Raw genomic sequence first — 24,812 nt, forward strand, 5'->3', positions numbered from 1 at the left:
GAACTCGCGACATTGTGGGATGCGTAACTCACCTCGTCTCCCCTCAGAGCTCTCCGTGAAAGGCTTCCGCTTCGCCGAAGCACGCGACGCCGGCGTGGCGCGCAGACGCCTCTACAACGACGACCTCCAGCGCCCCTTCCATGGCGCGCGCACGCTCGGCATCGACCTGTCGGATCACATCGCGCTGTGCCGGGCCGCGTCCGCAGTGCTGCCGTCCGCCTCGTACTTCAGCCACCGCAGCGCGGCCGTGCTCCACGCCATGCCGCTCCGCTTGTCGAGCCGGCCGGAGATCGTCGAGGTCAGCGTCTTCGAGCCTGCGCATCCGCCGCAGCTGCGCGGGATACGCGCACATCGGCTCAGCGTCTCCGGCCAGCGGGTGTCGCAGGCGCACGGGCTCCCGGTGATCGCACCGGCGGACACGTGGGCTCAGCTCGGCGCGGCCCTCTCCGTCGAGGATCTGGTGGCCGTCGGGGACTTTCTCATCACCGGAGAGGAGCCGTACTCGGGACGACCTCCGAAGGAGTCTCGTGAGTCGCTCGTCGCGGCGGCCGATCGCCACGGAGGGCGCCGAGGGGTTCGCCGGCTGCGCGAGGCGCTCGAGAAGATCCGCTACGGATCGATGTCACCGCAGGAGAGCAGGCTGCGACTGACCCTCGAGGCCGCCGAACTCCCCTCGCCGGAGCTCAACCATCCGGTCTTCGACACCAGCGGCGCGTTGCTCGCGCTCATCGACCTCGCGTATCCCGATCGCGGCGTCGCCATCGAGTACCTCGGTGATCATCACCGCACGAGCCGCGATGTCTACCGCAAGGACATCGCTCGACGGGAGATGCTCGTCGATCGCGGCTGGTTCGTCATCTTCGTCACCGCCGCGGACGCGCCGGCCGACGTCGTTCGTCGCGTCCGGCGGGCCCGCCTTCGATCGAGTCGGGGATAAGTATCGCGAAATCGCCGTACGACGTGATTAATCCCCGACTCGCGCCCCAGGGAAAGACCGGGGGTCAGTCGATGAGGGGTGGGTCGGTGACGGTGACGGGGACGCCGAGCTCCCGATCGTCGTCGTCCCGCTGCAGCCGCACCGCGAAAGCCGGATCAGCGCCGAGGCCGTCGAAGGCGTCGGGCGGGAACGCGGCCGTGAGCACGCGCTCCGAGATGTGCTCGGTCCCGACGCTCACGACCGTGCGGTCCTCGTCGTCGGCCACGAACAGCTCGGAGGGCTGCGGGTGGTTGAGCGTCACCCCGACCAGACGCGTCGACCCATCGCGCGATGTCGCCTCGACCGTGATGGTCGCGCCCGACTCGTGCGGCAGCTCGCCGGAAAGATGGAAATGCACCCACACGTTGTCGACGCGGTGCACGACCTCGACGCTGTCGACCAGGATGTCCTCGCCCGTCATGCCGTCTCCGCTCGTCGTCAGGTGCCGGATGCCAAGCCAGTGTCCAGTGCCGTGCATCCAAGGTTCCGTCGGTGCGCGTCGCGCTCTCGCACTCCAGCCGTAACCGAGTCTCCACCCGATGTCAACGGCTGGTCACCCGGCCCACTCGCTCGTTAGCCTAGCTAAGCACGAAGGACGAGGACTAGGTGATGACGGCAGCGGTGTACCAGACGGATGGCGGAGCATGGACGGTCGAGAAAGGCGCTGACGGCATCTACCGCGTCGACGCCGGCAACGGCATCCGGGGCTACATCGAGCAGGTCGGCAGCGTGTGGGTGACGCTGAAGGGACCGCGCCTCGACCGGTCCGTCGAGGTCGGCCAGTCGCGCACCCTCGAGTCCGCCGCATCGCTTCTCCGGCCGCCGTGCTGAGCCGCAGCACGTCCTTCCCGTACCCGCTCGGCGTCACCCTCGTGGAGGGCGGGGCCAACGTCGCGATCTACAGCGAGCGCGCGGACAGCATCGAGGTCAGCGTCTTCGCCGACGACGGCACCGAGACGCGTACGCCGCTGCTCAGCCGCACCGGGCACGTCTTCCACGGGCTGGTCGAGGGCATGGGCCCCGGCGCCCGCTACGGGCTGCGCGTCGACGGTCCGTGGGATCCGGATGAGGGCCTGCGCTTCAACGTGAACAAGGTGCTGCTCGACCCGCACGCCACCGCGGTGAGCGGCGCGTACGACTGGGGTCAGGCCGTCTTCGGTCACGACCTCGACGAACCGACCACCCGCGACGACACGGATGGCGCCGGCCACGTGATGCTCGGCGTCGTCACCGATCCTGGCACCTTCGACTGGGGCGACGACCGTGCGCCGCGCACGCGCCTCTCCGAGACGATCATCTACGAGACGCACGTCAAGGGCTTCACGATGCGGCATCCGGGGGTGCCGGAGGAGTTGCGCGGCACCTACGCCGGGCTCGCGCATCCGGCCGCGATCGAGAGCCTCACCTCGCTCGGAGTGACGGCCGTCGAACTGATGCCCGTGCACCAGTTCGCTCAGGATTCGCACCTCGAGGAGAAGGGGCTGCGCAACTACTGGGGCTACAACACGCTCGGCTTCTTCGCCCCGCACAACGAGTACTCCTCGGCCGGGGATCTCGGCGGTCAGGTCGACGAGTTCAAGAACCTCGTGAAGTCGCTGCATGCGGCCGGCATCGAGGTCATCCTCGACGTCGTATACAACCACACGGCCGAGGGAAACGATCTCGGGCCGACGCTGTCGCTCAAGGGCATCGACAACGAGTCGTACTACCGGCTCGTCGAAGACGACAAGGCCCACTACTTCGACACGACCGGCACGGGCAACAGTGTGAACGTGAGCCACCCGGCGGCCCTCGGGCTGATCATGGACTCGCTCCGCTACTGGGTGACCGAGATGCACGTCGACGGATTCCGGTTCGACCTGGCGACGACCCTCACCCGCCAGGGCGGCGACGCGAGCCTGCACAGCGCGTTCCTCACTCTGATCCAGCAGGACCCGACGCTCGCACCGGTGAAGTTGATCGCCGAGCCGTGGGACACGGCCGGCTACCAGGTCGGCGGCTTCCCCGCCGACTGGTCGGAGTGGAACGGGAAGTTCCGCGACGACGTGCGCGACTTCTGGCGGGGGACCGAGGGGATGCTCGCGACGCTCTCGCAGCGCGTCCTCGGCAGCCCGGACGTCTACGAGGAGTCCCGCCGCTCGCCGCTGTCGAGCGTCAACTTCGTCACAGCGCACGACGGCTTCACCCTCGCCGATCTCACGAGCTACGACGAGAAGCACAACGACGCGAACGGCGAAGACAACGCGGATGGCGAGTCGGACAACCGCTCCAGCAACAACGGCGCCGAGGGCCCGACCGACGACCCCGAGATCCTCGCCCGCCGCACGCGGCAGCGCAAGAACTTCCTGGCGACGCTCCTGCTCTCGGCCGGCGTTCCGATGATCCTCGGCGGCGACGAGATGGGCCGCACGCAGCAGGGCAACAACAACGCCTACGCGCAGGACAACGAGATCTCCTGGTTCGACTGGGACGCCGCCGACAGCGAGCTGCGGTCGTTCACTGAGACGCTCATCCGGTTGCGCCGCGCGGAGCCCGCTCTGCGCCCGGACTGGTACCGGCACTCCCCCGAGGTGGGCGGGCCGCTGACGGTGCAGATCGTGCGCGCCGACGGCGCCGACTTCGAGGACGACGACTGGGACGACCCCGACGCCAAGGCGATCACCTTCGTACTGATGCACGAGGGCAGCGACGCCTTCGCTCTGCTGCTCAACGCTGCGGACAACGGGGTGGACTTCACGCTGCCGGATGCCCCGCTCGGGCCCTGGGCGCTGGAGCTGTCGAGCGATCCCGAGCTTGCCCTCGGCGATTCGGCTGCGCTGACGCTCGCCGGCTCGTCGTTCGCACTGCTGCGCTCGGCGCACTGAGGGCCGTCCGACGCGGCCCCCGTCGCGACTGGGGCCGCCCCGGTCGCGGCCCGGTTGATATGGTCGGGTGTGCTCACGCCCGAAGCTGACATCCCTGTCGACGCCGCGCTCGTCGCCGCACTCATCGCTGCCCAGCATCCGGATCTGGCTGGCCCGCTGAGCCTGGTCGCCGACGGCTGGGACAACGTGATCTACCGGCTCGGCGACGACCTCGCGGTGCGCGTTCCGCGCCGGACGGTCGCTGCGCAGCTCATCGCGAACGAGCAGGCGTGGCTGCCGGCGTTGGCCGGCCGGCTGCCCGTCGCGGTGCCGGTTCCGGTGCGGGTCGGTGTGCCGAGCGACGCGTTCCCGTGGGCGTGGAGCATCGTCCGCTGGCTCGACGGGGTCGACGGCGCCGACGTGTCGGGCGCTCAGCGGGATCCTCTCGCGGAGCCGCTCGCCGAGTTCGTGGCGGCACTGCACATCCCGGCGCCGGTCGGTTCGTCGGCGACCGACCTGCTGCCGCTGCCCGTTCCGCACAATCCGGTGCGCGGCGTTCCGCTCGCCACGCGCGAGGAACCGGTGCGCGAACGGATCGGCAGGCTCGCCGACCGGCACGACGTCGCGCCGCTCGTCGCCGTGTGGGAGCGCGCGGTCGCCGCGCCGCTCTGGGACGGCCCGCCGATCTGGCTGCACGGCGACCTGCACCCGGGCAACCTGCTGCTGAGCAGTGCGGAGCCCCGCCGCCTCGCCGCCGTGATCGACTTCGGCGACCTGACCGCCGGCGATCCGGCCACCGACCTGGCGACCGCCTGGCTGACCTTCGAACCGGATGCGCGAGCGCGGTTCCGCACACGCCTCCAGCAACTCGCGCCGGTCGACGACGACACGTGGACGCGCGCCGCGGGCTGGGCGGTCGCCATGGGCACGGCGCTGGCCGCCCACTCGGACGACAACCCCCGGATGGCCGCGCTCGGCCGTCACGCACTCGCCCAGCTGGCGCACCCCGCCTGACCCGCCCTCCGCCCGCCCCGCCCCGCTTTTCGTTGAGGGGCGGCTAAGTCAGGTAAACACGCCGTGCAAGCCTGCGTTTGCCGCCCCTCAACGCAAGGTCAGGCGGCGAAGAGGGCAGCGGCGACCGCGGGGGCGGCGGCGCGGCCGACGGCGAAGCCCGCCTCGGCCGACGGGCGCCGCGTCTCCGGATCGAGCGGGTTGGCGCCGAACGCCGCGACGGACGCCTCGTCCGCGTAGACGACCGTGACGGGCGCCGGAGCGACCGCTTCGAGCTCCGCCTCCGGGAACTGTCCGAACCCGACAGCGCCCGGGACGACCGGCGCGATCACGAGCACCCACTCGGAGCCGGCGGCCAGGTCGGTGTTCGCGAGGGAGCGCATCCCGCCGTCGATGTAGCGCCTTTCGCCGATCGTGACGGGCGGCCACACGCCGGGCACGGCGCAGCTCGCTGCGACGGCCGACGCGAGCGAGACATCCGAGTCGGCGTCGAACACCCGCAGCTCGCCGCTCTCCGCGTCGATTGCCGTGATGCGCAGCTGCCGCTCCGGCCAGTCCTCGTGCGGGAGCCGGGCTTCGATGGACACCATCCGCTCGTCCTCGCTGACGGTGTCGGTGTCGAGCGCGAGCCGACCGATGCGCCGGCGGATGTCCTCGGGAGCGGCATCCGGATCGGCGATCGCCATGAACCGCTCCATGAGTGCGACCAGGTCGACCCGGGGATCGAACTCCGCCGTCTCGTCCGCCAGCTGCGCCGCGTACAGTTCGCTGACGGGGGCGCCGCTGGCGAGCTGCGTCGCGACGGCCGACCCGGCGGACGTGCCGACGAATCCCACCTCCGGAGCGAGGAGGCATTCCGCGAGCTCGGGGTCCGCATCCGCGAGGCCGGCCACGACGCCGAGTTCCCACGCGATGCCTGCCACTCCGCCACCGGCGAAGACGATCGTTCCATTGGTCATGGAGCACACGCTACCCCCGGAGGGTAGTGGGACCCCGAAGGTGACCGCCCGAATTCGTACGGCGCGGCCTCACGCCAGCAGGTGGGCCACCGGCTCACAGTTCTCCCGGATGCTCTGACCCGGGATGATCGGCTGCAACCGGTGGTTGAGGTAGACCACGATGCTCTGCAGCCCCTCATCTTCGGTGTCGAGCACGTAGGCGCCGTAGAACCAGTCCGAGCCGAGCAGGGTCAGCGCCCAGCCGAGCAGCTGGCACGGCGTCGGCCCGTCCGCGTTCGCCAGCGCGTAGAGCTGCACCGCGACCGTCGGGATCGGACCCCGCAGGTGCCTCAGACTCATAGCGGACGCACTCGCGCCCGGGCATGGGACGAATGACGACGCGCGCAGATCGACGACCTCGGCGAGCCTCGAGGTGTCGTGCAGCTTGTCGATCACCCGCTCCCGCAAGGCGTCGTGCACGGCATCCGGATCGCGCGGGCAGTCCCGCGCCATCCGTTCTGCGGCGTCCTCGATCAGCGCACCGCCGATCAGTCCGCCACCGCTGCCTCCACCGCTGCCGGAGCCGGCACGGCCGAGTTCGTCGATCGTCATGGGTCCTCCTCGCTCAGGTGCCCCTCGATCCATACTTCTACACGCTGTAGAAATTCGGAAATCGGGATGCCGCAGCCGAACCGGGGGCCCAGGGATGAACGAAGAGCCGCACCGGACATTGTCCGATGCGGCTCTTGCGCGGATGCTCGCGGAAGCGGCGGCTGTTACGCCCCGGCCTGCGCGAGATCGGTGATCAGCTGGTCGCCGGGGATCGCGGGCACGAACTCGGCCTCGATCTCGGCGCGGCCCAGCAGGTCGCTCATACGACGCTGACGCTGACGCGGGATGAGCGTGACGACCGTGCCCTGCTTGCCGGCGCGGCCCGTACGGCCCGAGCGGTGCAGGTAGGTCTTGTACTCATCCGGAGCGTCGGCCTGGATGACCAGGTCGATGTCGTCGACGTGGATGCCACGGGCGGCGACGTCAGTCGCCACCAGCACGTTCACGCGACCGCTGGTCAGCTGCGCCAGGTTGCGCGTGCGGCGCGACTGGTTGAGGTCGCCGTGCAGGCTGACGGCCGGGATACCGGCGTCGTCGAGCTGGTCGGCGAGCATCTCGGCGAAGGCGCGGGTGCGGGCGAAGACCAGGGTCTTGCCCTCGCGGTCGGCGAGCTGCTCGATGATGGCACCCTTGTCGCGGTGCTCGACCACGAGCACGCGGTGGTCGATCGTCGACGAGGCCTGGTCTTCACCGGCGACCTCGTGAACGGACGGCTCGGGGAGGAACTCCTTGACGAGCTGGGCGACACCCTTGTCGAGAGTGGCCGAGAAGAGCAGCTTCTGGCCGCCGTCGGCGGTCTCGCGCAGGATGCGCTGCACCGGCTCGAGGAAGCCCAGGTCGCACATGTGGTCGGCCTCGTCGAGGACGGTGATGACGACCTCGCTCAGGTCGAGGCGACCCTGCTCGATGAGGTCCTCGATGCGTCCGGGGGTGCCGATCACGATGTCGACACCGCGCTGGAGCGCGCCGACCTGGCGGGCCTGGGGCACGCCTCCGTAGATCTGGGTGGTGAAGAGGCCGACACTGCGGGCGATCGGCTGAACGGTGCGGTCGATCTGCAGCGCGAGCTCGCGGGTCGGCGCCAGGATGAGGGCGCGCGGCTTGCGGCCCATCTGACGCTTTCCGCCGGCCTTGCCCTGCTCCGCCCAGATCGTCATCAGACGCTCGACCAGCGGGGCGCCGAACGCGATCGTCTTGCCCGAGCCGGTGCGGCCGCGACCGAGCACGTCCTTGCCTGCGAGCACATCCGGGATGGTCGCAGCCTGGATCGGGAACGGAGTCGCAGCACCGAGCTCGGCGAGGGCGCGGGAGATGTTGCCGCCGATGCCGAGGTCGCCGAAGGTCACGCCGTCGACGTCGGCCGCCTGGATGGCTTCGGCCTCGAGGCGCTCGAGCACGACGTCGTCGTGCGCGGTGAACGCCGGCTTCTCTTCGCGGCTCGGGTAGAACTTCGAGTCGTAGTCGCGGCGGGGAGCGCGGTCGTTGTCGAAGTCACGGCGCGGGGCGCGGTCGCTGCCGAAGTCCTTGCGGGGTGCGCGGTCGCCACGGTCATCGCGGCGGGGAGCGCGGTCGTCGAACGAACGCTGCGGACGGTCGGAGCCGTACTCGCGACGCGGAGCGCGGTCGCCACGGTCATCACGACGCGGTGCGCGGTCGTCGAACGAACGACGCGGACGGTCGTTGTCGAAGTCGCGGCGCGGGGCGCGGTCGCCACCGAAGTCGCGCTGCGGACGGTCGGAGCCGTACTCGCGACGCGGGGCACGGTCGCCACGGTCATCGCGGCGCGGGGCCCGGTCGTTGTCGAAGTCCTTTCGCGGGGCACGGTCATCACGACGCGGGGCGCGATCGCTGTCGAACGAACGACGCGGACGGTCGTTGTCGAAGTCGCGACGCGGGGCGCGGTCACCGTCGAACGAGCGACGGGGAGCGCGGTCGTTGTCGAAGTCGCGACGGGGCGCGCGGTCGTCACGACGCGGGGCACGGTCGTCGAACGAACGACGCGGACGGTCGTTGTCGAAGTCGCGGCGCGGGGCGCGCTCGTCGGAGGAGCGGGCGCCACGGTCACTACGGTCGCTGCGCTCGCCCGTACGGCCGGCGCGGTCGTCGTTGGCCGGCCAGGTGCGGCGGGCGTCCTTGCCGCGGGGCTCCCAGTTCGGGCGCTCCGAGCGTCCGGCGGAGGCGCCGGTCTGGGCGTCGCGGCTGCCGTAGGTGGCGCGGCCGCGGGCGGCGCGCTCGTCGGCGTTCCAGCGCTGCTTCTTGGGCGCCTCTTCTGCGGGACGGTATCCGCGGTGGCCTGCGCTGCGGCTGCCGGCCTTCGGGCCGCCCTTGCGGGCGCCGGGTGCGGAGTTGCCGTGTTTCTTGAATCCGGGCATGACTGTTTCTTCCTGGGTTGTTCTCGTGTGCATAACGGAGCGCGCGATGAGATCTCGCGCTTCGGGGAGAACCCGGGCAGTCTTTGGCCGGGGCCGTTCACATACTTGTGATCATTCGCCCGCCGATCGGCGGCGAAACCGGCCCACCTGACTTACAAACCCATCCGCACAGAAAAGCGCGGTGTCAAGAGCCGACTTATCTACGATACAGGATCGATGCTGGGAATGGTCGGTGATTTCGCACGCGCGGCTTCGCCGGCGATCACGACCACCAGCACGATCAGCAGCGCGAGGAGCTGCCACACCGACGCGACCGCGAGCCCGATCAGTCCGGTCGCCGCGCAGACCAGCGCAGCCAGATAGCGGATCAGTGCCGGTCCCAGGGCGAGCTCCTGCCGGTAGCGGGCGTCCCCCACCAGGTACAGCGCCACGCCGAACGCCAGCAGCCACGCACCGGCCGCCGGCGCGACGGCGAAGACGTCCCCGGTCACGAAGCGGACGCCGGCCGCCAGCAGCACCAGGCCGAGGATCATCACGTAGTGATCGAGTGCGAACGCGGTGAGCGCGAGTGTGGAGCGACGCCGACTGGACGCCTCGGTCATCCGGAGCCCTGCGCGCTCGTCGCCACCGGCGAAGTAGCACCACCACAGGGCCGCCACGATGGCGACCGACAACACGGTGCCCACGATCATCTGCGCGCCGAACTCGTGATGCCCGGCACCGACGCCGACGGACACGATGGATTCGCCGAACGCGATGATCATCAGCAGTCCGTGCCGCTCGACGAAGTGCGAGGCGCCCAGATCGAACCCGGTCGGGCCGCTCGTGAACGAGGTCGAGACCATCACGACGAGCGCGACGGCGAACAGGATCCAGTCGGCCGGACCGGTCACGAAGCCGGCGATGATGAGTAGGACGGCGCCGGCCGCGTTGAACGGGATCACGCGCAGCATCGACCGCGCGGAACCCGACCGCCCCAGGGACGCGAAGAGCCCGAAGTGGATCAGCACCACCGCGAGGTAGGTGAAGCCGAACAGGATGCCCCCGTCGCCGAAGGCATCCGGGATGGCGACGGCCATGAGGAGGAACGACACCATCGCCGCGACCAGCCCGATACGCAGCACCGTACTGTCGGCGGGCGCCTGGTTGGTGAGCCAGGCGAACGCGTCGTACATCCACCACACGACCGCCAGGATGAGCGCAGCCTGACCAACGCTGCTCCAACTCGGATGCTCGACCACGATCTCCGTCACCTGCGTGATCGTGAACACGAAGACGAGGTCGAAGAGCAGTTCGACCGTCGATACCCGTTCCGCGGCCTGCGTGAGCCGATTCGCCATGACGGAAGGGTACTGGGACTGGCAAACGGCCGTCGATGCCGCCGCCACCCTGGGCCGCGTGCGACCGACGGGGTATACAGGGAGACATGAACACCGAACCCGACGCGATCGTGATCGGATCGGGCCCCAACGGGCTCGCCGCCGCCGTGACCCTCGCGCGGGCCGGGCTCTCCGTGCAGGTCTACGAGCGCAACGCGACCGTGGGCGGCGGGATGCGCACCGAGGCCATCACCCTCCCCGGCTTCGTGCACGACATCTGCTCGGCCGTGCATCCGCTCGCCTTCGCGTCCGGCTTCTTCCGGCGGTTCGGGCTCGACAAGCGCGTGGAGTTCGCCGTGCCGACCGCCTCGTACGGGCATCCACTCGACGGGGGCCGCGCCGCGATCGCGTACCACGACCTCGAGCGCACCGCGGAGTCGCTCGGCGCCGACGGCCCCGCCTGGCGCGCCCTGCTCGGACCGCTCGTGCGCAAGGCCGACGAGGTCGCGCAGTTCACCGGTTCGCAGCTCTTCCAGGTGCCGCGGCATCCGATCACCGCTGCACAGTTCGGGTTGGCGCTGCTCAGCCAGGGCGGTCCGTGGTGGGACGCGCCCTTCCGCGGCGAGGAGGCCGGCGCCCTGCTGACCGGCGTCTTCGCGCACGCGACCGTCGAGCTCCCCAGCCTCGCCGGAGCAGCCGCCGGCCTCACACTCGCCACCTACGCGCACGCCCGCGGCTGGCCGGTGCCGATCGGCGGCAGTCAGGCGATCGCCGACGCCATGGTCGCCGACATCGAAGCGCATGGCGGAGACGTCGTGACCGGCGTCGAGATCGAGAGTCTCGGCGAGTTGCCGTCCGCCCGCGTGGTCCTGTTCGACACCGGGATGGAGGCCGCTGCCCGGCTCGGGGAGGACCGCCTGCCGGCGCACTATCTGCGCCGCGTCTCCACGTTCCGCAACGGGAACGGGGTCTCCAAGGCCGACTTCGCGCTCTCGGGACCGGTGCCGTGGAGCAATCCGGAGCTCATGGAGTCGCCGACCGTGCACCTCGGCGGGACCCGGGCCGCGATCGCGCATTCGGAGAGCGAGGTGGCTGCCGGACGCCACAGCACCGACCCGTATGTTCTGGTGTCGCAGCCGTCGATCGTCGACCCGACCAGGGCCCCCGCCGGCCAGCACGTGCTCTGGGCGTACACGCACGTTCCGCGAGGGTCGACCGTGGACCAGAAGGAGGCGATCATCCGGCAGATCGAGCGTTTCGCCCCCGGTTTCCGCGACCTCATCATCGGGTCCGCCTCCCGCACCGCGGCCGAGATGGAGCGCTACAACCCCAACTACGTCGGCGGAGACATCTCTGCGGGAGCGCCGACGCTGAAGCAGCTGATCGCGCGGCCGGTCGTGTCGACCGAGCCGTGGCGGATGCCCGGGCGTGGTCTCTACCTCGCGTCGGCGGCGGCGGCTCCCGGCCCCGGCGTGCACGGGCTCTCCGGCTACTACGCCGCCAGGAGCGCTCTGCGCCACGAATTCGGGGTCACCGAGATGCCGCCACTCGGTCCGGATGCCGCGTCCGGGACGCTCCCGGAGCAGCCCCTGGTGCCGATGCCGGAAGATGTCGCCGCGCTGAGCCTGCGCGACGACGGACTGCCGGAGCAGTAGTCGTGTCCGTCAACGTCAAGCGATTCGCCTGCACCCCCGACGAGGTGTTCGCCGTGCTCGCCGACCCGTGGGTGTATCCGACCTGGGTCGTCGGAGCGTCGCGCCTGCGCGCGGCCGACCCCGCCTATCCGGAGCCCGGCACGAAACTGCATCACTCGATCGGGGTCTGGCCGCTCGTGCTGAACGACGAGACGGAGGTGCTGGAGTGGGACCCTCCGCGCCGGATGGTGCTCACCGCGAAGACGCGTCCGCCCGGCGAGGAGCGCGTGATCATCGAGGCGAAGCCCCGCGGGGACGGCTGCGTGGTGCGGATGGAGGAGTTCCCGAGCGCGGGACCGGTCCGGCTCATCCCGACGTGGCTCGCCGACCTCGCGCTGCGCATCCGCAACGCCGAGACGCTGCGAAGGCTGGAGTACGTGGCAATCGGTCGCGCCGGGCGGTAGTGCTCGTGCGGCGTCGGGCGTACCCTCTTCGCATGTGCCGGAACATCCACACTCTCCACAATTTCGAGCCAGCCGCCAGCAGTGACGAGGTGCACGCCGCGGCCCTGCAGTACGTGCGCAAGATCAGCGGCACGACGAAGCCGTCGAAGGCCAACGCTGAGGCGTTCGATCGGGCCGTCGCCGAGATCGCGCACCTCACGCAGCACCTCCTCGACGACCTGGTGACGACCGCCCCGCCGAAGAACCGCGACGAGGAGGCGGCCAAGTTGAAGGAGCGCTCGGCCCGCCGCTTCGCCGCCGCCTGACCGCTGCTGGCCGGCTCGCGCCGTCGCTCCTCTTCGTTGAGGGGTGGCAAACGCAGGCTCAGTCGGCGTGTTTAGGCCGATTTGCCGCCCCTCAACGGAAAGCGCGAGCTGGCGAGGGCGGCTGGCGAGGGCGGCTCGCGTAATCTGCGGGAAATGCGGGGGCGGTAGCGTTTCGGCATGCCCATCACCGTGACCGTCGAGCCGCCGCGCGCATCCGGTGTCGAGGCGCTGCTGCAGCTCAGTGACGACTACGCCTTCTCGCTCTATCCCGCGGAGAGCTGCTACCTGCTCGACGTGTCGGAGCTCGAGAAGCCCGGCGTCACCGTCTTCGTCGGCCGCGATGCCGGCGGACGAGCGCTCGGGATCGCGGCACTCGTCGTCAAGAGTGACGGCGCCGCCGAACTGAAGCGGATGTTCGTGCACGAGGACTCGCGTGGCCAGGGACTCGCCTCCACCCTGCTCACAGCGGTCGAGCAGGCGGCGAGCGCGAACGGCGTCACGCTCCTCCAGCTCGAGACCGGACCGCTGCAGCACGCGGCGATCGCGCTGTACGAGCGCCGCGAGTACGCGCGCATCCCGAACTTCGGGGACTACGTGGGCGATCCCTACTCGGTCTGCTACGCGAAGACCCTCACGCCGCAACTCGTCTAGCGCGCATCCTCACCGTGCCGCTAGCCTGACGGCAGGCATCGGAGAGGGGTCCCGCGGTGGCACAGGAGAGCGACGCGAACGCGCAGTCCGGCGACGGTGACGCGGCGAACCAGCCGCCCGCCGACCGCACCACCAACCTCCGTGGCTGGCTCATCGCGGGCATCGCGACGGCCGCCGCGCTCATCCTGATCGCGGGCGGCTTCATCGCCGGAACGGTCACCACCCTCGCACTCGGCGGCCAGCGCGGCTCGTGCGACGCCGCCTCGGTGGCCGACCGGGTGCTGCCGACCATCGTGACGATCGTCGTCGAGACCCGTAACGGCTCCAGCAACGGCAGCGGCGAGATCATCACCAGCGACGGCTACATCCTCACCAACAACCACGTGATCTCCTCCGCCGCCACCTCGGGAACCGTCTCCGCGCGGTTCAGCGACGGTCACGAGCTGCGCGCCCGCATCGTCGGGCGGGATCCGAAGACAGACCTCGCTGTGATCAAGGTCACCAGCCCGGATGCCCTCCCGGTGATCGACGAAGGCGACTCCGGTTCCCTGTCCGTCGGCCAGCCGGTGGTCGCGCTCGGCGCCCCGCTCGGGCTCTCGAGCACCGTGACCGCCGGCATCGTGAGCGCACTCGGACGCACCGTCCCGGTGCCGAGCGACGACGACCGCAACGCGATCCTGGTCGGCGCGATCCAGACGGACGCGTCCATCAACCCGGGCAACTCGGGCGGCGCGCTCGTCGACTGCAACGGTCGCCTCGTCGGTATCAACACGGCGATCGCGACCGTGCCCGGCTCCGGCGGACAGACCAGCACGGGCAGCGTCGGCATCGGATTCGCCGTCCCGCAGTCGGTCGCGGTTCCGCTCGCGCACCAACTCATCGAGCACGGCGAGGTCTCCTATCCGAACGTCGGCGCCGACGTCATCCCGATCCCGCACGCGGTCGCGGTGCGCTACGGCGTGGCCGACGGACTGTTCGTGCAGGGGGTCGTGCCGGGTGGGCCTGCGGACGACGCCGGGATCCATCCGGGCGACGTGATCACCGCGGTGAACGGTCAACGGGCGGTCAACCTCGACGTGCTCACGCACATCCAGCTCACCAGCAATGCGGGCGACACGGTGAGGGTCGACTTCCTCCGCAACGGCCGCTCGCACACCACGACGGTGACGCTGGCGGACTAGCGGTGCGTCGGCTGGGCGCCCACCTCAACTGCCCCGGATGCGCCGCGACAGTTCGGCGGCGGCCTCTGCGATCCGTGCCGCGAGGCCCGGCCACTCCTCGCGCGAAAGGTTCTCGCGCGGAAACGTGATCGCGATCCCCGCGGCCGGCCACCCCGCGTGGTCGCGCACCGACACGGCGACCGACGCGAACCCCGGCGTCACCTCGCCGTCCTCCGTGGCGTAGCCGGTCTCCCGCACCGCAGCGACGACACGTTTGAGCTCGGCATAGCTGTGCGGTCCGGCGCCGGTGCGGTCTTCGAAGGCGCCCGCATCCGGATACAGGGCGCGCAGCTGTCCGGCCGGCAGGGTCGCGAGGAGGGCGCGCCCGCTCGCCGTGAGGTGGCTCGGGAGCCGCACGCCCACATCCGTGACCAGCCGGGGCCGGCGCGGAGCGCGTTCTTCGGCAATGTAGACGACGTCGCGACCGTGCAGCACGGCGACGTGGCCGGATTCCCCGATCGCGTCGACGAGGCCGGCCAGGATCGGGCGACCGAGCCGGGTGAGCGGCTCCTGCCGCGAGAACGCGGAGCTGAGCTCGTAGGTGGCGACCCCGAGCCCGTAGCGCTTGGCCTCGGGGAAGTGCAGGACGAAGCCGTGCTCAAGCAGCACCGTGAGCAGGTGGTACACGCTCGAGCGCGGCAGCTCCAGCGCGTGTGCGATGGACGCGGCGGGCATCGGTCCGCGCTGCGCCCCCAGGTACTCGAGGATGCGCAGGGTGTTCTCCGCCGCCGGCACCTTGCTCACGCGCCTTCCCTCTCTCCCGGCTCACCGCCGCCGCCATCGAGTCCGGGCGAAATCTCGCGAATCGGACCCCGACGCGGGATTTCTCCCGTACTCGACCGCGGAAGCTCCGGCGTCTGGGATCCCGGACACGGATGAGTCTAGGCGGGGTCCGCGCGCGAGCGCGAGCGTGTGTGATGGTGGCATGCTCCTCACGAAGACCCGCATCACCGTCGGCGCACGACCCCTCACCGTCGACGAGGTCGTCGCCGTCGCCCGCCACGACGCCCCCGTCGACCTCGAACGCGAGTCGCTCGACGCGGTCGAGGCATCCCGCGCCATCGTCGACGCCCTCGCCGACGACACCGAACCGCACTACGGCATCTCGACCGGATTCGGCGCGCTCGCGACCACGTACATCCCGGCCGACCGCCGCGCCCAGCTCCAGGCGAGCCTCGTGCGCTCGCACGCCGCCGGCAGCGGGCCCGAGGTCGAGCGCGAGGTCGTGCGCGCACTCATGCTGCTGCGCCTGTCCACCCTGATGACCGGACGCACCGGCGTGCAGCGTGCGACCGTCGAGACGTACGCGGCGCTGCTCAACGCCGGAATCACCCCGATCGTGCGCGAGTACGGCTCGCTCGGCTGCTCTGGCGACCTCGCCCCGCTCGCCCACTGCGCCCTCGCGGCCATGGGCGAGGGCCAGGTGCGCGTCGGTGCCGCGTCCGACGGCGCCGGCACGGTCGCAGACGCCGCCGACGCGCTGGCTGCTGCGGGCATCCGGCCCGTCGTGCTCGCGGAGAAGGAGGGGCTCGCCCTCATCAACGGCACCGACGGGATGCTCGGAATGCTCTCCCTCGCCATCCACGATCTGGGCGCCCTCCTGCGCACCGCAGATGTCGCGGCGGCGATGAGCGTCGAGGCGTTGCTCGGCACCGACGCCGTGTTCGCCGACGACCTGCAGCGCCTCCGCCCGCAGCACGGCCAGGCGCTCGCGGCGGCGAACATCCGCAGGATGCTCGCCGGTTCCCCGATCGTCGCGAGCCACAAGGGGCCGGAGTGCACGCGCGTGCAAGACGCATACTCGCTCCGCTGCGCGCCGCAGGTGCACGGTGCCGCCCGCGACACGCTCGGGCACGCAACGCTCGTGGCCGAACGCGAGCTCGCGTCCGCCGTCGACAACCCGGTGCTCACGCTCGACGGCCGCGTGGAATCGAACGGCAACTTCCACGGCGCCCCCGTCGCCTACGCGCTCGACTTCCTCGCGATCGTGGTGGCCGATGTCGCCAGCATGTCGGAGCGGCGCACCGACCGCTTCCTCGATCCCGCCCGCAACCAGGGGCTCACGCCCTTCCTGGCGCACGAGGTCGGTGTCGACTCCGGCCTGATGATCGCGCAGTACACGGCGGCGGGCATCGTGTCCGAGCTCAAGCGACTGGCCGCTCCGGCCTCGGTCGACTCGATCCCGTCGTCGGCGATGCAGGAGGACCACGTCTCGATGGGGTGGGCCGCCGCGCGCAAGCTGCGCCGGTCGCTCGACGGGCTGGGGCGCGTACTCGCGATCGAAGTCATGACCGCTGCGCGCGGGGCAGACCTCCGTGCGCCGCTGAAGCCGGGCGCCTCGACCGGAGCGGTCATCGGCGCCGTACGCGAGGTCGTCGAGGGCCCGGGCGCCGACCGGTACCTCTCCCCCGAGATCGAGGCCGTGGTCGCGCTCGTTCAGTCGGGCCGCGTGCTCGACGCCGCCGAGTCGGTCGCCGGCCCGCTCGCCTAGCCGCTCCGCTTCGTCCCCGCACGCCACCCACCGCCCGCCGCCCGCCGCAGAAGCAATCGAGTCCGAACTTGTTTCGGCCTCACCCGGCGAGTCGGGGCAACAACTTCAGACTCGATCACCACGACAACCGAAGGAGACTCCGATGGATGGAGCCAGAGAGGTCCGCGCGGCACGCGGGACCGAACTCACCGCCAAGAGCTGGCAGACCGAGGCACCGCTGCGGATGCTCATGAACAACCTCGATCCCGACGTGGCCGAGCGACCGGATGACCTGGTCGTCTACGGCGGCACCGGTCGCGCGGCACGGAGCTGGGAGGCGTTCGACGCGATCGTGCGCACACTGCGTGACCTCGAGTCTGACGAGACGCTGCTCGTGCAGTCGGGCAAGCCGGTCGGCGTCTTCCGCACGAACGAGTGGGCGCCGCGCGTGCTCATCGCCAACTCGAACCTCGTGGGCGACTGGGCGACGTGGCCCGAGTTCCGCCGGCTCGAGTCCCTCGGCCTCACCATGTACGGGCAGATGACGGCCGGATCGTGGATCTACATCGGTACGCAGGGCATCCTGCAGGGCACGTACGAGACCTTCGCGGCCGTCGCGGCGAAGCGGTTCGGCGGCACGCTCGCCGGCACGCTCACCCTCACCGGTGGCGCGGGCGGCATGGGGGGAGCGCAGCCGCTCGCCGTGACGATGAACGAGGGCGCCGTGCTGATCGTCGATGTCGACGAGACGCGCCTCCAGCGCCGCATCGACCACGGCTACCTCGACGAGCTGGCCACCGACCTCGACGACGCCGTCGAGCGCGTGCTCGCCGCCCGCGCCGAGCGCCGCCCGCTCTCCGTCGGGCTCGTCGGCAATGCGGCGACCGTCTTCCCCGAGCTGCTGAGCCGCGGCGTCCCGATCGACATCGTCACCGACCAGACGAGTGCGCACGACCCGCTCAACTATCTTCCCGAGGGCGTCACGGTCGCCGAATGGCACGACCGCGCCGCCGCCGATCCGGAGGCCTTCACCCTCGCCGCGCGCGCTTCGATGGCCAAGCACGTCGAGGCGATGGTCGGATTCCAGGATGCCGGCGCCGAGGTCTTCGACTACGGCAACTCACTGCGCGCGGAAGCCAAGCTCGGCGGGTACGAGAGGGCCTTCGACTTCCCCGGTTTCGTCCCCGCGTACATCCGGCCGCTGTTCGCGGAGGGCAAGGGGCCGTTCCGCTGGGCGGCGCTCTCGGGCGATCCGGCCGACATCGCCGCGACCGACCGGGCGATCCTCGAGCTGTTCCCCGACGACGAGCACCTGCGCCGCTGGATCACCCAGGCGGGCGAGAAGGTGCACTTCGAGGGTCTCCCCGCGCGCATCTGCTGGCTCGGCTACAAGGAACGCCACCTCGCCGGCCTGCGCTTCAACGAGATGGTCGCCAGCGGAGAGCTCAGCGCGCCCATCGTGATCGGGCGCGATCACCTGGACTCCGGATCGGTCGCCTCGCCGTACCGGGAGACCGAGTCGATGGCCGACGGCTCCGACGCGATCGCCGACTGGCCGCTGCTGAACGCCCTGCTGAACACGGCATCCGGCGCGACCTGGGTGTCGATCCACCACGGCGGCGGGGTTGGTATCGGCCGCTCCATCCACGCCGGCCAGGTGATCGTCGCCGACGGAACACCGCTCGCCGCCGAGAAGATCGAGCGCGTGCTCATCAACGATCCGGGCACGGGCGTGATGCGCCACGTGGACGCGGGTTACGAGCGCGCGGCCGAGGTCGCCCGTGAGCGCGGCCTGCGCATCCCGATGCAGGAGGGCTGACGATGCCCGCCGGGGGTTCGACGCTGTTCACCGGGATCGCTGAGCTCGTCACCAACGATCCGGTGCGATCCGGCCTTCTGGGGATCGTGCCGGATGCCGCACTGCTCGTGCACGACGGCCTCGTCGTCTGGGCGGGGTCGGCCGACGAAGCCCCCGGCGTGCTGGACCGGAACGCGACCGGCGGTGACGCCGTCGAGACGGTCGACCTCGGTGGGGCGGCCGTCATCCCCGGCTTCGTCGACTCCCACACCCACCTCGTCTTCGGCGGTGACCGGGCCGCCGAGTTCGAGGCGCGGATGTCCGGAACGGCGTATTCCGCCGGCGGCATACGCAGCACGGTCGCCGCCACCCGTGCCGCCTCCGACGGCGAGCTGGCCGCGCGCCTCGACGGTTTCGTCGCCGAGCTCCACGGGCAGGGAACCACGACGTTCGAGATCAAGAGCGGCTACGGCCTGACGGTCGCGGACGAGGCCCGGCTGCTCGAGCTCGCGAGCCGGGTCACTGACGAGACGACCTTTCTCGGCGCGCACGTCGTTCCGGCGGAGTTCGCCGACGATCCCGAGAGCTACGTCAAGCTGGTCTCCGGCCCGATGCTGGATGCGTGCGCGCCGCATGCCCGCTGGATCGACGCGTTCTGCGAGACCGGAGCCTTCACGGTCGAGCAGTCCCGCCGAATCCTCCGGGCGGGTGCCGAGAGGGGGCTCGGCGTTCGGCTGCACGCGAGCCAACTCGCACCGGGCGACGGAGTAGCGCTCGCGATCGAACTCGACGCGGCGAGCGTCGACCACTGCACGTACCTCACCGACACCGACGTCGCCGCACTCGCCAGCTCCCGCACGGTCGCCACGTTGCTGCCCGGCGTCGAGTTCTCCACCCGGCAGCCGTACCCGGATGCCCGGCGACTGATCGACGCCGGCGTCACCGTCGCGCTGGCCAGCGACTGCAACCCGGGGTCGTCGTTCACCTCATCGATGGCGTTCTGCATCGCCGTCGCGGTGCGCGACATGCGCATGACGCCGGCTGAGGCATTGTGGGCGGCCACCGCCGGCGGCGCGGCCGCGCTTCGGCGCACCGATGTCGGAAACCTGGCCGCCGGCAGCCGTGCCGACTTCGTGGCCCTGCGTGCGCCGAGCTTCGTGCACCTCGCGTACCGTCCGGGCGTGCCGCTGGTCGACGGCGTCTGGAAGGACGGCGCCCGCCTGAGCTGAGCGGGCTCAGCGGCTCGCGAGTCCCGCCGCCACCTCGAGCACCAGCAGGGCCGCCAGACGCACCGTGCGTCCGTCGGGCGCATCCGCCGTCGCATCCACCTCGGCGATGTCGACCGACCGCACCGATTCCCACGAGCCGGCTAATCTGGCGGCCGCCCGCAGTTCCCAGGCGGCGAGTCCCCCGGGAATCGAAGCCGGGCATCCGGGCGCGACGGACCGGTCGCAAACGTCGACGTCCAAATCGACGTGCACCGGTCCGCCCGCGCCTCCCGCGATCTCCAGCGCCTCCGCCATGACGTCGTCCATCGGGCGGCGGTGGAGCTCATCGCGATGGATGATCGTGATCCCGTACTCCTCGGCCCGCGCCGCGTAGGCGTGCGAGTTTGCGAAGTCGGCGATACCGATCTGCACCACCCGGCGGCCGTCGAGCCCGGCTTCGATGAGTCGGCGCACCGGCGAACCGTTGGAGACACCGTCGCGCAGATCGTGGTGCGCGTCGAGGGTCACGAGCCCGGCCGTCTCCAGATCGTCGCCCCACGACCCGAGTGCGGCCGGAACCGTGAGGGCGTTGTCGCCGCCCACCGCCACGGTCACGGATGCGCGCTCCACCGCATCCGCCATCGCCGCGATCGCCCGGCCCTCGCCTTCGGGACCGTCCGGATCGAGCACATCGCCGGCGTCGGCGAACAGGAGGTCTTCGAGCTCCCGCGGACGAGGGCCGGGCGCTGAGCGGTCGAGCGATAGGAAGGGGGCGTAGTAGCGGAGCGCCGCTCGCACGGCTGCCGGCGTCTCACCGGCGCCGGTCGCCGACAGCGAGGTGCGGAAGGTCGGTATGCCCAGCAGAGTGAGGTCGATGCGCTCGCCCGGTTCGAGCTCGTCGGGTAACGGCCAGTCGCCGCTGCGCGGCCAGAGGGGGTCGACGGACAAGGGTCGCGGGCTCATAGTGCGACGCTACCAACGCGCGTCGGTGCCGGGAACTGCCGGGTCGCATCCGTGTCTGGGATCACGGACGTGGGCCGTCGACGGCCGGCCGCTGCATCGGCGGCTGCGCTCGGCGGCTGCGGTCGACTGCTGCGGTCGAGCCTCCACGCGCCTAGGATCGCCGCATGGACTCCGCCGCGAACGCTCCCGCCGATTCACCCGCCGACGCCTCGGCTGCCGCAGACGCCTCAGCCGACGCGGCGGCCGAGTTCGCCGCGATCGCCCACGAACTCGCGGGGAGCGGTGCGGTCACCGGACGCATGTTCGGGCATCCGGCGCTCAAGCTCAACGGCAAGGTGTTCGCCTGCGAGTTCTACGGAGCGATGGCCTTCCGGCTCGGCCGGGAGACGTCGGTGCATGCCGAGGCACTCCTGCTCACGGGCGCTCTACTGTTCGACCCTTCGCGACGCGATCAACCGTTCAAGGACTGGGTCGAGGTGCCCGCAGCCGCGAGCGACCAGTGGCCGATGCTCGCGCAGGCGTCGCTCGACCACCTCGTGAACGAGTCCGCCTGACGCGTCGCGCGCGATCCGGTCAGCTCCGGCTCCGGTCAGCTCCGGCTCGGCTCCGCCACGACCTCGGGTGCGCCCGGCGCACCGCCGTCACCGTCGCCCGCCGCGGCAGCCTTCGCCGCACGCTTGGCCGCGCGGCGCTCCTTCGCGCCCTCGACCAGGTTGTAGAGCGTCGGGAGCACGATGAGCGTGAGCAGCGTCGACGAGATCAGTCCGCCGATCACCACGATCGCCAGCGGCTGCGAGATGAAGCCGCCGTGGCCGGTGAGGCCGATCGCCATCGGGAACAGCGCGGCGATGGTCGCGAGCGCCGTCATCAGGATGGGGCGCAGACGACGTGACGCACCGTGTGTCACCGCCTCGGACACCGTCATACCTCGACGCCGGTACTGGTTGACGAGGTCGATCAGCACGATCGCGTTGGTGACCACGATGCCGATCAGCATCAGCACGCCGATGAGCGATGCGACACCGAGCGGGATGCCCGAGATCACCTGGAGCGCGATCGCACCGGTGGCCGCGAACGGCACGGAGACCAGCAGCAGCAGCGGCTGGCGGAGCGACCGGAACGTCGCCACCATCACGATGTAGACGATCAGGATGGCCGCGAGCAGCGCGATCCCGAGCTGCGAGAAGGCGTCGGACTGGCTCGAGGAGACGCCGCCGATCTTCGCCGTCGAGCCCGAGGGCAGCTCGGCCTTCTTCAGCGCCGCCGTCACATCGGCGTTGGCCGTGCCGAGGTTGTCGGTGCCCGGCGTCGCCGTCACCGTCGCGGTGCGGAGCCCGCGCTGCGTGGTGACCGTCGAGGGTCCGTTGGTCTGGGTCACGCTGGCGAGTGTGCTGAGGGCCACCGGACCAGTCGCCGTCGGCACCGAGAGAGCGGCGAGCTGCGCGACGGTGGTCGGCGGGTTGTCGCTCTGCAGGTAGATCTTCAGCGAGCTGTTGTCGATCGCGATCGATCCCGCCTGGGTCGGCTGCATCGCCTGCGAGACGATCGTGCCGACGGCGACCTCGCTGAGGCCGGCGGCGGCCGCCTTCGTGCGGTCGACGTTCACGGCGACGTACGGCAGTGACGCGCTGAGGTTGTCACTCGTCTGCTTGATGGAGTCGAGCGACTTCATCTGCTCGACCACCGAATCCGTCGCCGTCTGCAGGTCGGCGTTGCTGGTGGCTGTGATGTCGATCTCGATGTCGTTGGACGCACCGAAACCGCTCGAGGTCGACACCGTGATGTCGCCCTGGTCCTTGATCGCGCCGAGCTCGGACTCGACCGTGTTCTGCAGCTTCTCCTGATCGGCATTGGGATCGGTCGTCACCGAGAACGTGATCGCGCCGCCGCCGCCCGAGAACGCGTCGCGCAGTGAACTGCCGCTCGACCCGATCGACAGCTGCACCGTCTTCACACCCGACGTGTCGAGCAGCTTCTGCTCGACCACCTTGGCCGCGGTGTCCTGCGCCTCGAGGCTGGTACCCGGAGGCAGCTGCTGCGACACCGTGAGCGTGTTCTGTCCGGTCGAACCGAGGAAGTTGGTCTTCATCAGCGGGGTCAGCGCGAAGGTTCCGATGAGCACCAGCACGGCGATCAGCACGGTCGAGACCGAGTGCTTCAGCGTCCAGTGGATGATCGGCAGATAGCCCTTCTGCAGGCGCGACGGATGCTCGAGCTCGTCCTCGCCGGCAGCGGCGGCCTCGTCGATCGAGAGGTGCGCGGCCGCGGAGTCCTCCTGGCCGCCCTCGTGCTTGCGGGCCTTCGGCGGCCGCAGGAACCAGTACGCGAGCACGGGCACGATGGTCAGGGCGACCAGCAGCGACGAGAGCAGGGCGATCGTCACGGTGAGGGCGAACGGGCGGAACAGCTCACCCGTCACGTCGCCGACGAAGGCCAGCGGCAGGAACACCGCGACCGTCGTGATCGTGGACGCGGTGATCGCACCCGCGACCTCCCTCACGGCCTTGACGACCGTCGTGGCTCGATCCACGCCGGCCACGAGCTGGCGCTTGATGTTCTCGATGACGACGATCGAGTCGTCGACGACACGGCCGATCGCGATCGTGAGCGCGCCGAGCGTGATGATGTTGAGCGTGTAGCCGGTGGTCTGCATCACGATGAACGTGATCAGCACGCTGGTCGGGATCGAGATCGCGGTGACCAGGGTCGCGCGGATCGAGAGCAGGAACACCAGGATCACGATCACGGCGAAGAGGAGGCCGAGCAGTCCCTCTTCGGTGAGCGAATTGATCGACTGCGTGATGAACGGTGCCTGATCGAAGACGACAGTGATCGTGGCGCCGCTGCCGAGCTTGGTCTGCAGGTCGGGGATGAGGTCGTTGACGGCGTGGGAGACCTCGACGGTGTTGGCCGACGGGAGCTTGGTGACGGCGATGGTGAGCGCCGGCTTGCCGTCGACGCGCGAGATCGAGGTCACGGGGTCATCGGTCTTCGTCACGGTGGCGACGTCGCCGATCGTCTTCGGGGCGGGCGGCGCGGCCGGGACGGTGGCGGCTGCACCTGCGCCGGCTGCTGCGCCTGCGCCGGCTGCGGCACCCGCGCCCGCCGCTGCGCCGGCGCCCGCGCCCGCGCCTGCTCCTGCGCCAGCAGACGCCGACGCCGACCCGATCAGCGGGAGCTTCGTGATGTCGTCGATCGACGTGAGCTGCTTGCCCGACTGCACGGAGAGTGTCTTGCCGTTCTCGGTGATCGAGCCGCCGGGAACCAGCACGCCGTTCTGCTGGAGCGCGTCCTTGATCGACGAGGTGCTGAGGCCTGCCGCCGCGAGCTTCGCGGCATCCGGAACGATGGTGATCCGCTGGCCGACCTCGCCGACCAGCTGGGCGTCGTTGACACCGTCCACGTCTTTGATGTCGGGGAGCGCGAGCTTGGTGATGCTGTCGCCGAGGGTGCGCTGATCCTGATCGCTGGTGACCGCGAGCTGGATGACCGGCAGATCGTCGATGCTCCCCGAGATCACCTGCGGGTCGACGCCATCCGGAAGCGTGGACTTGATGCGGTTGATCGCCTGGTCGAGCTTCTGCTCAGCGGTCGCGAGGTCGGTGCCGTAGGTGAACTTCGCCGTGATCAGCGACTGGTTCGTGCTGCTGACCGCCGAGGTGCTGTCGAGGTTCGGCACGCCCTGCACCGCGGTCTCGATCGGCGTGCTGACGTCGTTGTTCACGACCTCGGGCGAAGCGCCGGGGTACGACGAGATGATCGCGAGCTGCGGGAACTGGATCGACGGCGCGAGCTCCTGCTTGAGGTTGGTGAGCGCAAGGCCGCCGAAGATGGCTGCGACGATGGTCACCAGCGCGATGAGTGCGCGGTTCTTCATGCTGAGAACGGCGAGAAAATGCACAGACGTACCCTTTGCGAGATCCGGATGCTGAGAGCGCGACCCCTTCGCCGCCTCGAAAGTATCTCATTGCACCCTGTGCAAAATCCTCATGCCCTGGTACGACTTCGCCGCCCGCGCCTACTCCCCC

Annotated in this window: 21 protein-coding genes; 13 read left to right on the forward strand and 8 right to left on the reverse strand. The window is 70.4% G+C overall.

Annotated elements, in window-relative coordinates; genetic code table 11:
• The first annotated feature begins 55 nt into the window (after window positions 1–55).
• A complete protein-coding gene (locus AC1DB1_RS14450; RefSeq protein WP_477201289.1) occupies window positions 56–937 on the forward strand; it encodes a hypothetical protein in 882 nt (293 codons plus the stop codon).
• Between the two features lie 64 nt (window positions 938–1,001).
• On the opposite strand, the gene AC1DB1_RS14455 is transcribed toward AC1DB1_RS14450, so the two are convergent.
• Window positions 1,002–1,454, reverse strand: a complete 453-nt coding sequence (locus tag AC1DB1_RS14455; RefSeq protein WP_477201290.1) for a hypothetical protein — start codon at window positions 1,452–1,454, stop codon at window positions 1,002–1,004.
• A 131-nt stretch (window positions 1,455–1,585) separates the two neighbouring features.
• On the opposite strand from AC1DB1_RS14455, the gene AC1DB1_RS14460 reads away from it, so the two are divergent.
• The 3 genes from AC1DB1_RS14460 (at window position 1,586) to AC1DB1_RS14470 (ending at window position 4,833) form a co-directional block, all read left to right on the forward strand.
• Window positions 1,586–1,807: a hypothetical protein gene (locus AC1DB1_RS14460; protein ID WP_271176158.1), complete on the forward strand. Its 222-nt coding sequence runs from the start codon at window positions 1,586–1,588 to the stop codon at window positions 1,805–1,807.
• Window positions 1,801–3,840, forward strand: coding sequence for a glycogen debranching protein GlgX (gene glgX / locus AC1DB1_RS14465; protein WP_477201291.1), 2,040 nt, complete (start codon window positions 1,801–1,803; stop codon window positions 3,838–3,840). The genes AC1DB1_RS14460 and glgX overlap by 7 nt, the downstream gene beginning before the upstream one ends.
• 69 nt (window positions 3,841–3,909) lie before the next feature.
• The gene (locus AC1DB1_RS14470) at window positions 3,910–4,833 is read left to right on the forward strand and encodes an aminoglycoside phosphotransferase family protein (protein ID WP_477201292.1); all 924 of its coding nucleotides are present in this window, start codon (window positions 3,910–3,912) and stop codon (window positions 4,831–4,833) included.
• A 98-nt stretch (window positions 4,834–4,931) separates the two neighbouring features.
• Here the strand turns inward: AC1DB1_RS14470 and AC1DB1_RS14475 are convergent, their stop codons facing one another.
• The 4 genes from AC1DB1_RS14475 to AC1DB1_RS14490 form a co-directional block, all read right to left on the reverse strand.
• Window positions 4,932–5,789 carry a patatin-like phospholipase family protein gene (locus tag AC1DB1_RS14475; protein ID WP_477201293.1) on the reverse strand — a complete coding sequence of 286 codons (858 nt, stop codon included), beginning with the start codon at window positions 5,787–5,789 and terminating at the stop codon, window positions 4,932–4,934.
• Between the two features lie 69 nt (window positions 5,790–5,858).
• On the reverse strand, window positions 5,859–6,380 hold the full coding sequence (locus tag AC1DB1_RS14480; protein ID WP_477201294.1) for a hypothetical protein: 522 nt from the start codon (window positions 6,378–6,380) through the stop codon (window positions 5,859–5,861).
• A gap of 164 nt (window positions 6,381–6,544) precedes the next feature.
• Window positions 6,545–8,752: a DEAD/DEAH box helicase gene (locus AC1DB1_RS14485; RefSeq protein ID WP_477201295.1), complete on the reverse strand. Its 2,208-nt coding sequence runs from the start codon at window positions 8,750–8,752 to the stop codon at window positions 6,545–6,547.
• Window positions 8,753–8,952: 200 nt separating this feature from the next.
• On the reverse strand, window positions 8,953–10,092 hold the full coding sequence (locus AC1DB1_RS14490; protein ID WP_477201296.1) for a low temperature requirement protein A: 1,140 nt from the start codon (window positions 10,090–10,092) through the stop codon (window positions 8,953–8,955).
• A gap of 86 nt (window positions 10,093–10,178) precedes the next feature.
• Between AC1DB1_RS14490 and AC1DB1_RS14495 the strand changes: the two genes are divergently transcribed.
• The 5 genes from AC1DB1_RS14495 (at window position 10,179) to AC1DB1_RS14515 (ending at window position 14,306) form a co-directional block, all read left to right on the forward strand.
• Complete coding sequence (locus AC1DB1_RS14495) at window positions 10,179–11,726, forward strand: phytoene desaturase family protein (RefSeq protein WP_477201297.1); 1,548 nt, start codon at window positions 10,179–10,181, stop codon at window positions 11,724–11,726.
• Between the two features lie 2 nt (window positions 11,727–11,728).
• Window positions 11,729–12,169: an SRPBCC family protein gene (locus AC1DB1_RS14500; protein ID WP_271176166.1), complete on the forward strand. Its 441-nt coding sequence runs from the start codon at window positions 11,729–11,731 to the stop codon at window positions 12,167–12,169.
• A gap of 32 nt (window positions 12,170–12,201) precedes the next feature.
• Window positions 12,202–12,474, forward strand: coding sequence for a DUF2277 domain-containing protein (locus AC1DB1_RS14505; RefSeq protein ID WP_477201298.1), 273 nt, complete (start codon window positions 12,202–12,204; stop codon window positions 12,472–12,474).
• Between the two features lie 177 nt (window positions 12,475–12,651).
• Entirely contained in the window at window positions 12,652–13,125 is a 474-nt protein-coding gene (locus AC1DB1_RS14510; protein ID WP_477201299.1) for a GNAT family N-acetyltransferase, read from the forward strand.
• 56 nt (window positions 13,126–13,181) lie between these two features.
• Window positions 13,182–14,306 (forward strand): S1C family serine protease, encoded by a 1,125-nt coding sequence (locus AC1DB1_RS14515; protein WP_477201300.1) that lies wholly within the window; start codon window positions 13,182–13,184, stop codon window positions 14,304–14,306.
• 24 nt (window positions 14,307–14,330) lie between these two features.
• On the opposite strand, the gene AC1DB1_RS14520 is transcribed toward AC1DB1_RS14515, so the two are convergent.
• Complete coding sequence (locus AC1DB1_RS14520) at window positions 14,331–15,089, reverse strand: IclR family transcriptional regulator (protein WP_477201301.1); 759 nt, start codon at window positions 15,087–15,089, stop codon at window positions 14,331–14,333.
• Window positions 15,090–15,270: 181 nt separating this feature from the next.
• Between AC1DB1_RS14520 and hutH the strand changes: the two genes are divergently transcribed.
• The 3 genes from hutH to hutI all read left to right on the forward strand — a co-directional run bounded on the left by hutH (window position 15,271) and on the right by hutI (window position 19,842).
• A complete protein-coding gene (gene hutH, locus AC1DB1_RS14525) occupies window positions 15,271–16,836 on the forward strand; it encodes a histidine ammonia-lyase (protein ID WP_477201302.1) in 1,566 nt (521 codons plus the stop codon).
• Window positions 16,837–16,978: 142 nt separating this feature from the next.
• Window positions 16,979–18,634: a urocanate hydratase gene (hutU, locus tag AC1DB1_RS14530; protein WP_477201303.1), complete on the forward strand. Its 1,656-nt coding sequence runs from the start codon at window positions 16,979–16,981 to the stop codon at window positions 18,632–18,634.
• A gap of 2 nt (window positions 18,635–18,636) precedes the next feature.
• Window positions 18,637–19,842 (forward strand): imidazolonepropionase, encoded by a 1,206-nt coding sequence (gene hutI / locus AC1DB1_RS14535; RefSeq protein WP_477201304.1) that lies wholly within the window; start codon window positions 18,637–18,639, stop codon window positions 19,840–19,842.
• 6 nt (window positions 19,843–19,848) lie between these two features.
• On the opposite strand, the gene AC1DB1_RS14540 is transcribed toward hutI, so the two are convergent.
• Window positions 19,849–20,784: an arginase family protein gene (locus AC1DB1_RS14540; protein ID WP_477201305.1), complete on the reverse strand. Its 936-nt coding sequence runs from the start codon at window positions 20,782–20,784 to the stop codon at window positions 19,849–19,851.
• 164 nt (window positions 20,785–20,948) lie between these two features.
• Between AC1DB1_RS14540 and AC1DB1_RS14545 the strand changes: the two genes are divergently transcribed.
• A complete protein-coding gene (locus AC1DB1_RS14545) occupies window positions 20,949–21,338 on the forward strand; it encodes a hypothetical protein (protein ID WP_477201306.1) in 390 nt (129 codons plus the stop codon).
• A gap of 35 nt (window positions 21,339–21,373) precedes the next feature.
• On the opposite strand, the gene AC1DB1_RS14550 is transcribed toward AC1DB1_RS14545, so the two are convergent.
• Complete coding sequence (locus AC1DB1_RS14550; RefSeq protein ID WP_477201307.1) at window positions 21,374–24,685, reverse strand: efflux RND transporter permease subunit; 3,312 nt, start codon at window positions 24,683–24,685, stop codon at window positions 21,374–21,376.
• Window positions 24,686–24,812: the final 127 nt, after the last annotated feature.

The sequence above is a fragment of the Leifsonia sp. 10N434 genome (assembly GCF_056394405.1).

Coding starts and splice junctions, on each gene's coding strand:
- AC1DB1_RS14485 (WP_477201295.1), bottom strand. CDS start 8,752: ATGCCCGGATTCAAGAAACACGGCAACTCCGCACCCGGCGCCCGCAAG.
- AC1DB1_RS14455 (WP_477201290.1), bottom strand. CDS start 1,454: ATGCACGGCACTGGACACTGGCTTGGCATCCGGCACCTGACGACGAGC.
- hutH (WP_477201302.1), top strand. CDS start 15,271: ATGCTCCTCACGAAGACCCGCATCACCGTCGGCGCACGACCCCTCACC.
- AC1DB1_RS14540 (WP_477201305.1), bottom strand. CDS start 20,784: ATGAGCCCGCGACCCTTGTCCGTCGACCCCCTCTGGCCGCGCAGCGGC.
- AC1DB1_RS14505 (WP_477201298.1), top strand. CDS start 12,202: ATGTGCCGGAACATCCACACTCTCCACAATTTCGAGCCAGCCGCCAGC.
- AC1DB1_RS14460 (WP_271176158.1), top strand. CDS start 1,586: ATGACGGCAGCGGTGTACCAGACGGATGGCGGAGCATGGACGGTCGAG.
- hutU (WP_477201303.1), top strand. CDS start 16,979: ATGGATGGAGCCAGAGAGGTCCGCGCGGCACGCGGGACCGAACTCACC.
- AC1DB1_RS14545 (WP_477201306.1), top strand. CDS start 20,949: ATGGACTCCGCCGCGAACGCTCCCGCCGATTCACCCGCCGACGCCTCG.
- AC1DB1_RS14510 (WP_477201299.1), top strand. CDS start 12,652: ATGCCCATCACCGTGACCGTCGAGCCGCCGCGCGCATCCGGTGTCGAG.
- AC1DB1_RS14475 (WP_477201293.1), bottom strand. CDS start 5,789: ATGACCAATGGAACGATCGTCTTCGCCGGTGGCGGAGTGGCAGGCATC.
- AC1DB1_RS14480 (WP_477201294.1), bottom strand. CDS start 6,380: ATGACGATCGACGAACTCGGCCGTGCCGGCTCCGGCAGCGGTGGAGGC.
- AC1DB1_RS14495 (WP_477201297.1), top strand. CDS start 10,179: ATGAACACCGAACCCGACGCGATCGTGATCGGATCGGGCCCCAACGGG.
- AC1DB1_RS14490 (WP_477201296.1), bottom strand. CDS start 10,092: ATGGCGAATCGGCTCACGCAGGCCGCGGAACGGGTATCGACGGTCGAA.
- hutI (WP_477201304.1), top strand. CDS start 18,637: ATGCCCGCCGGGGGTTCGACGCTGTTCACCGGGATCGCTGAGCTCGTC.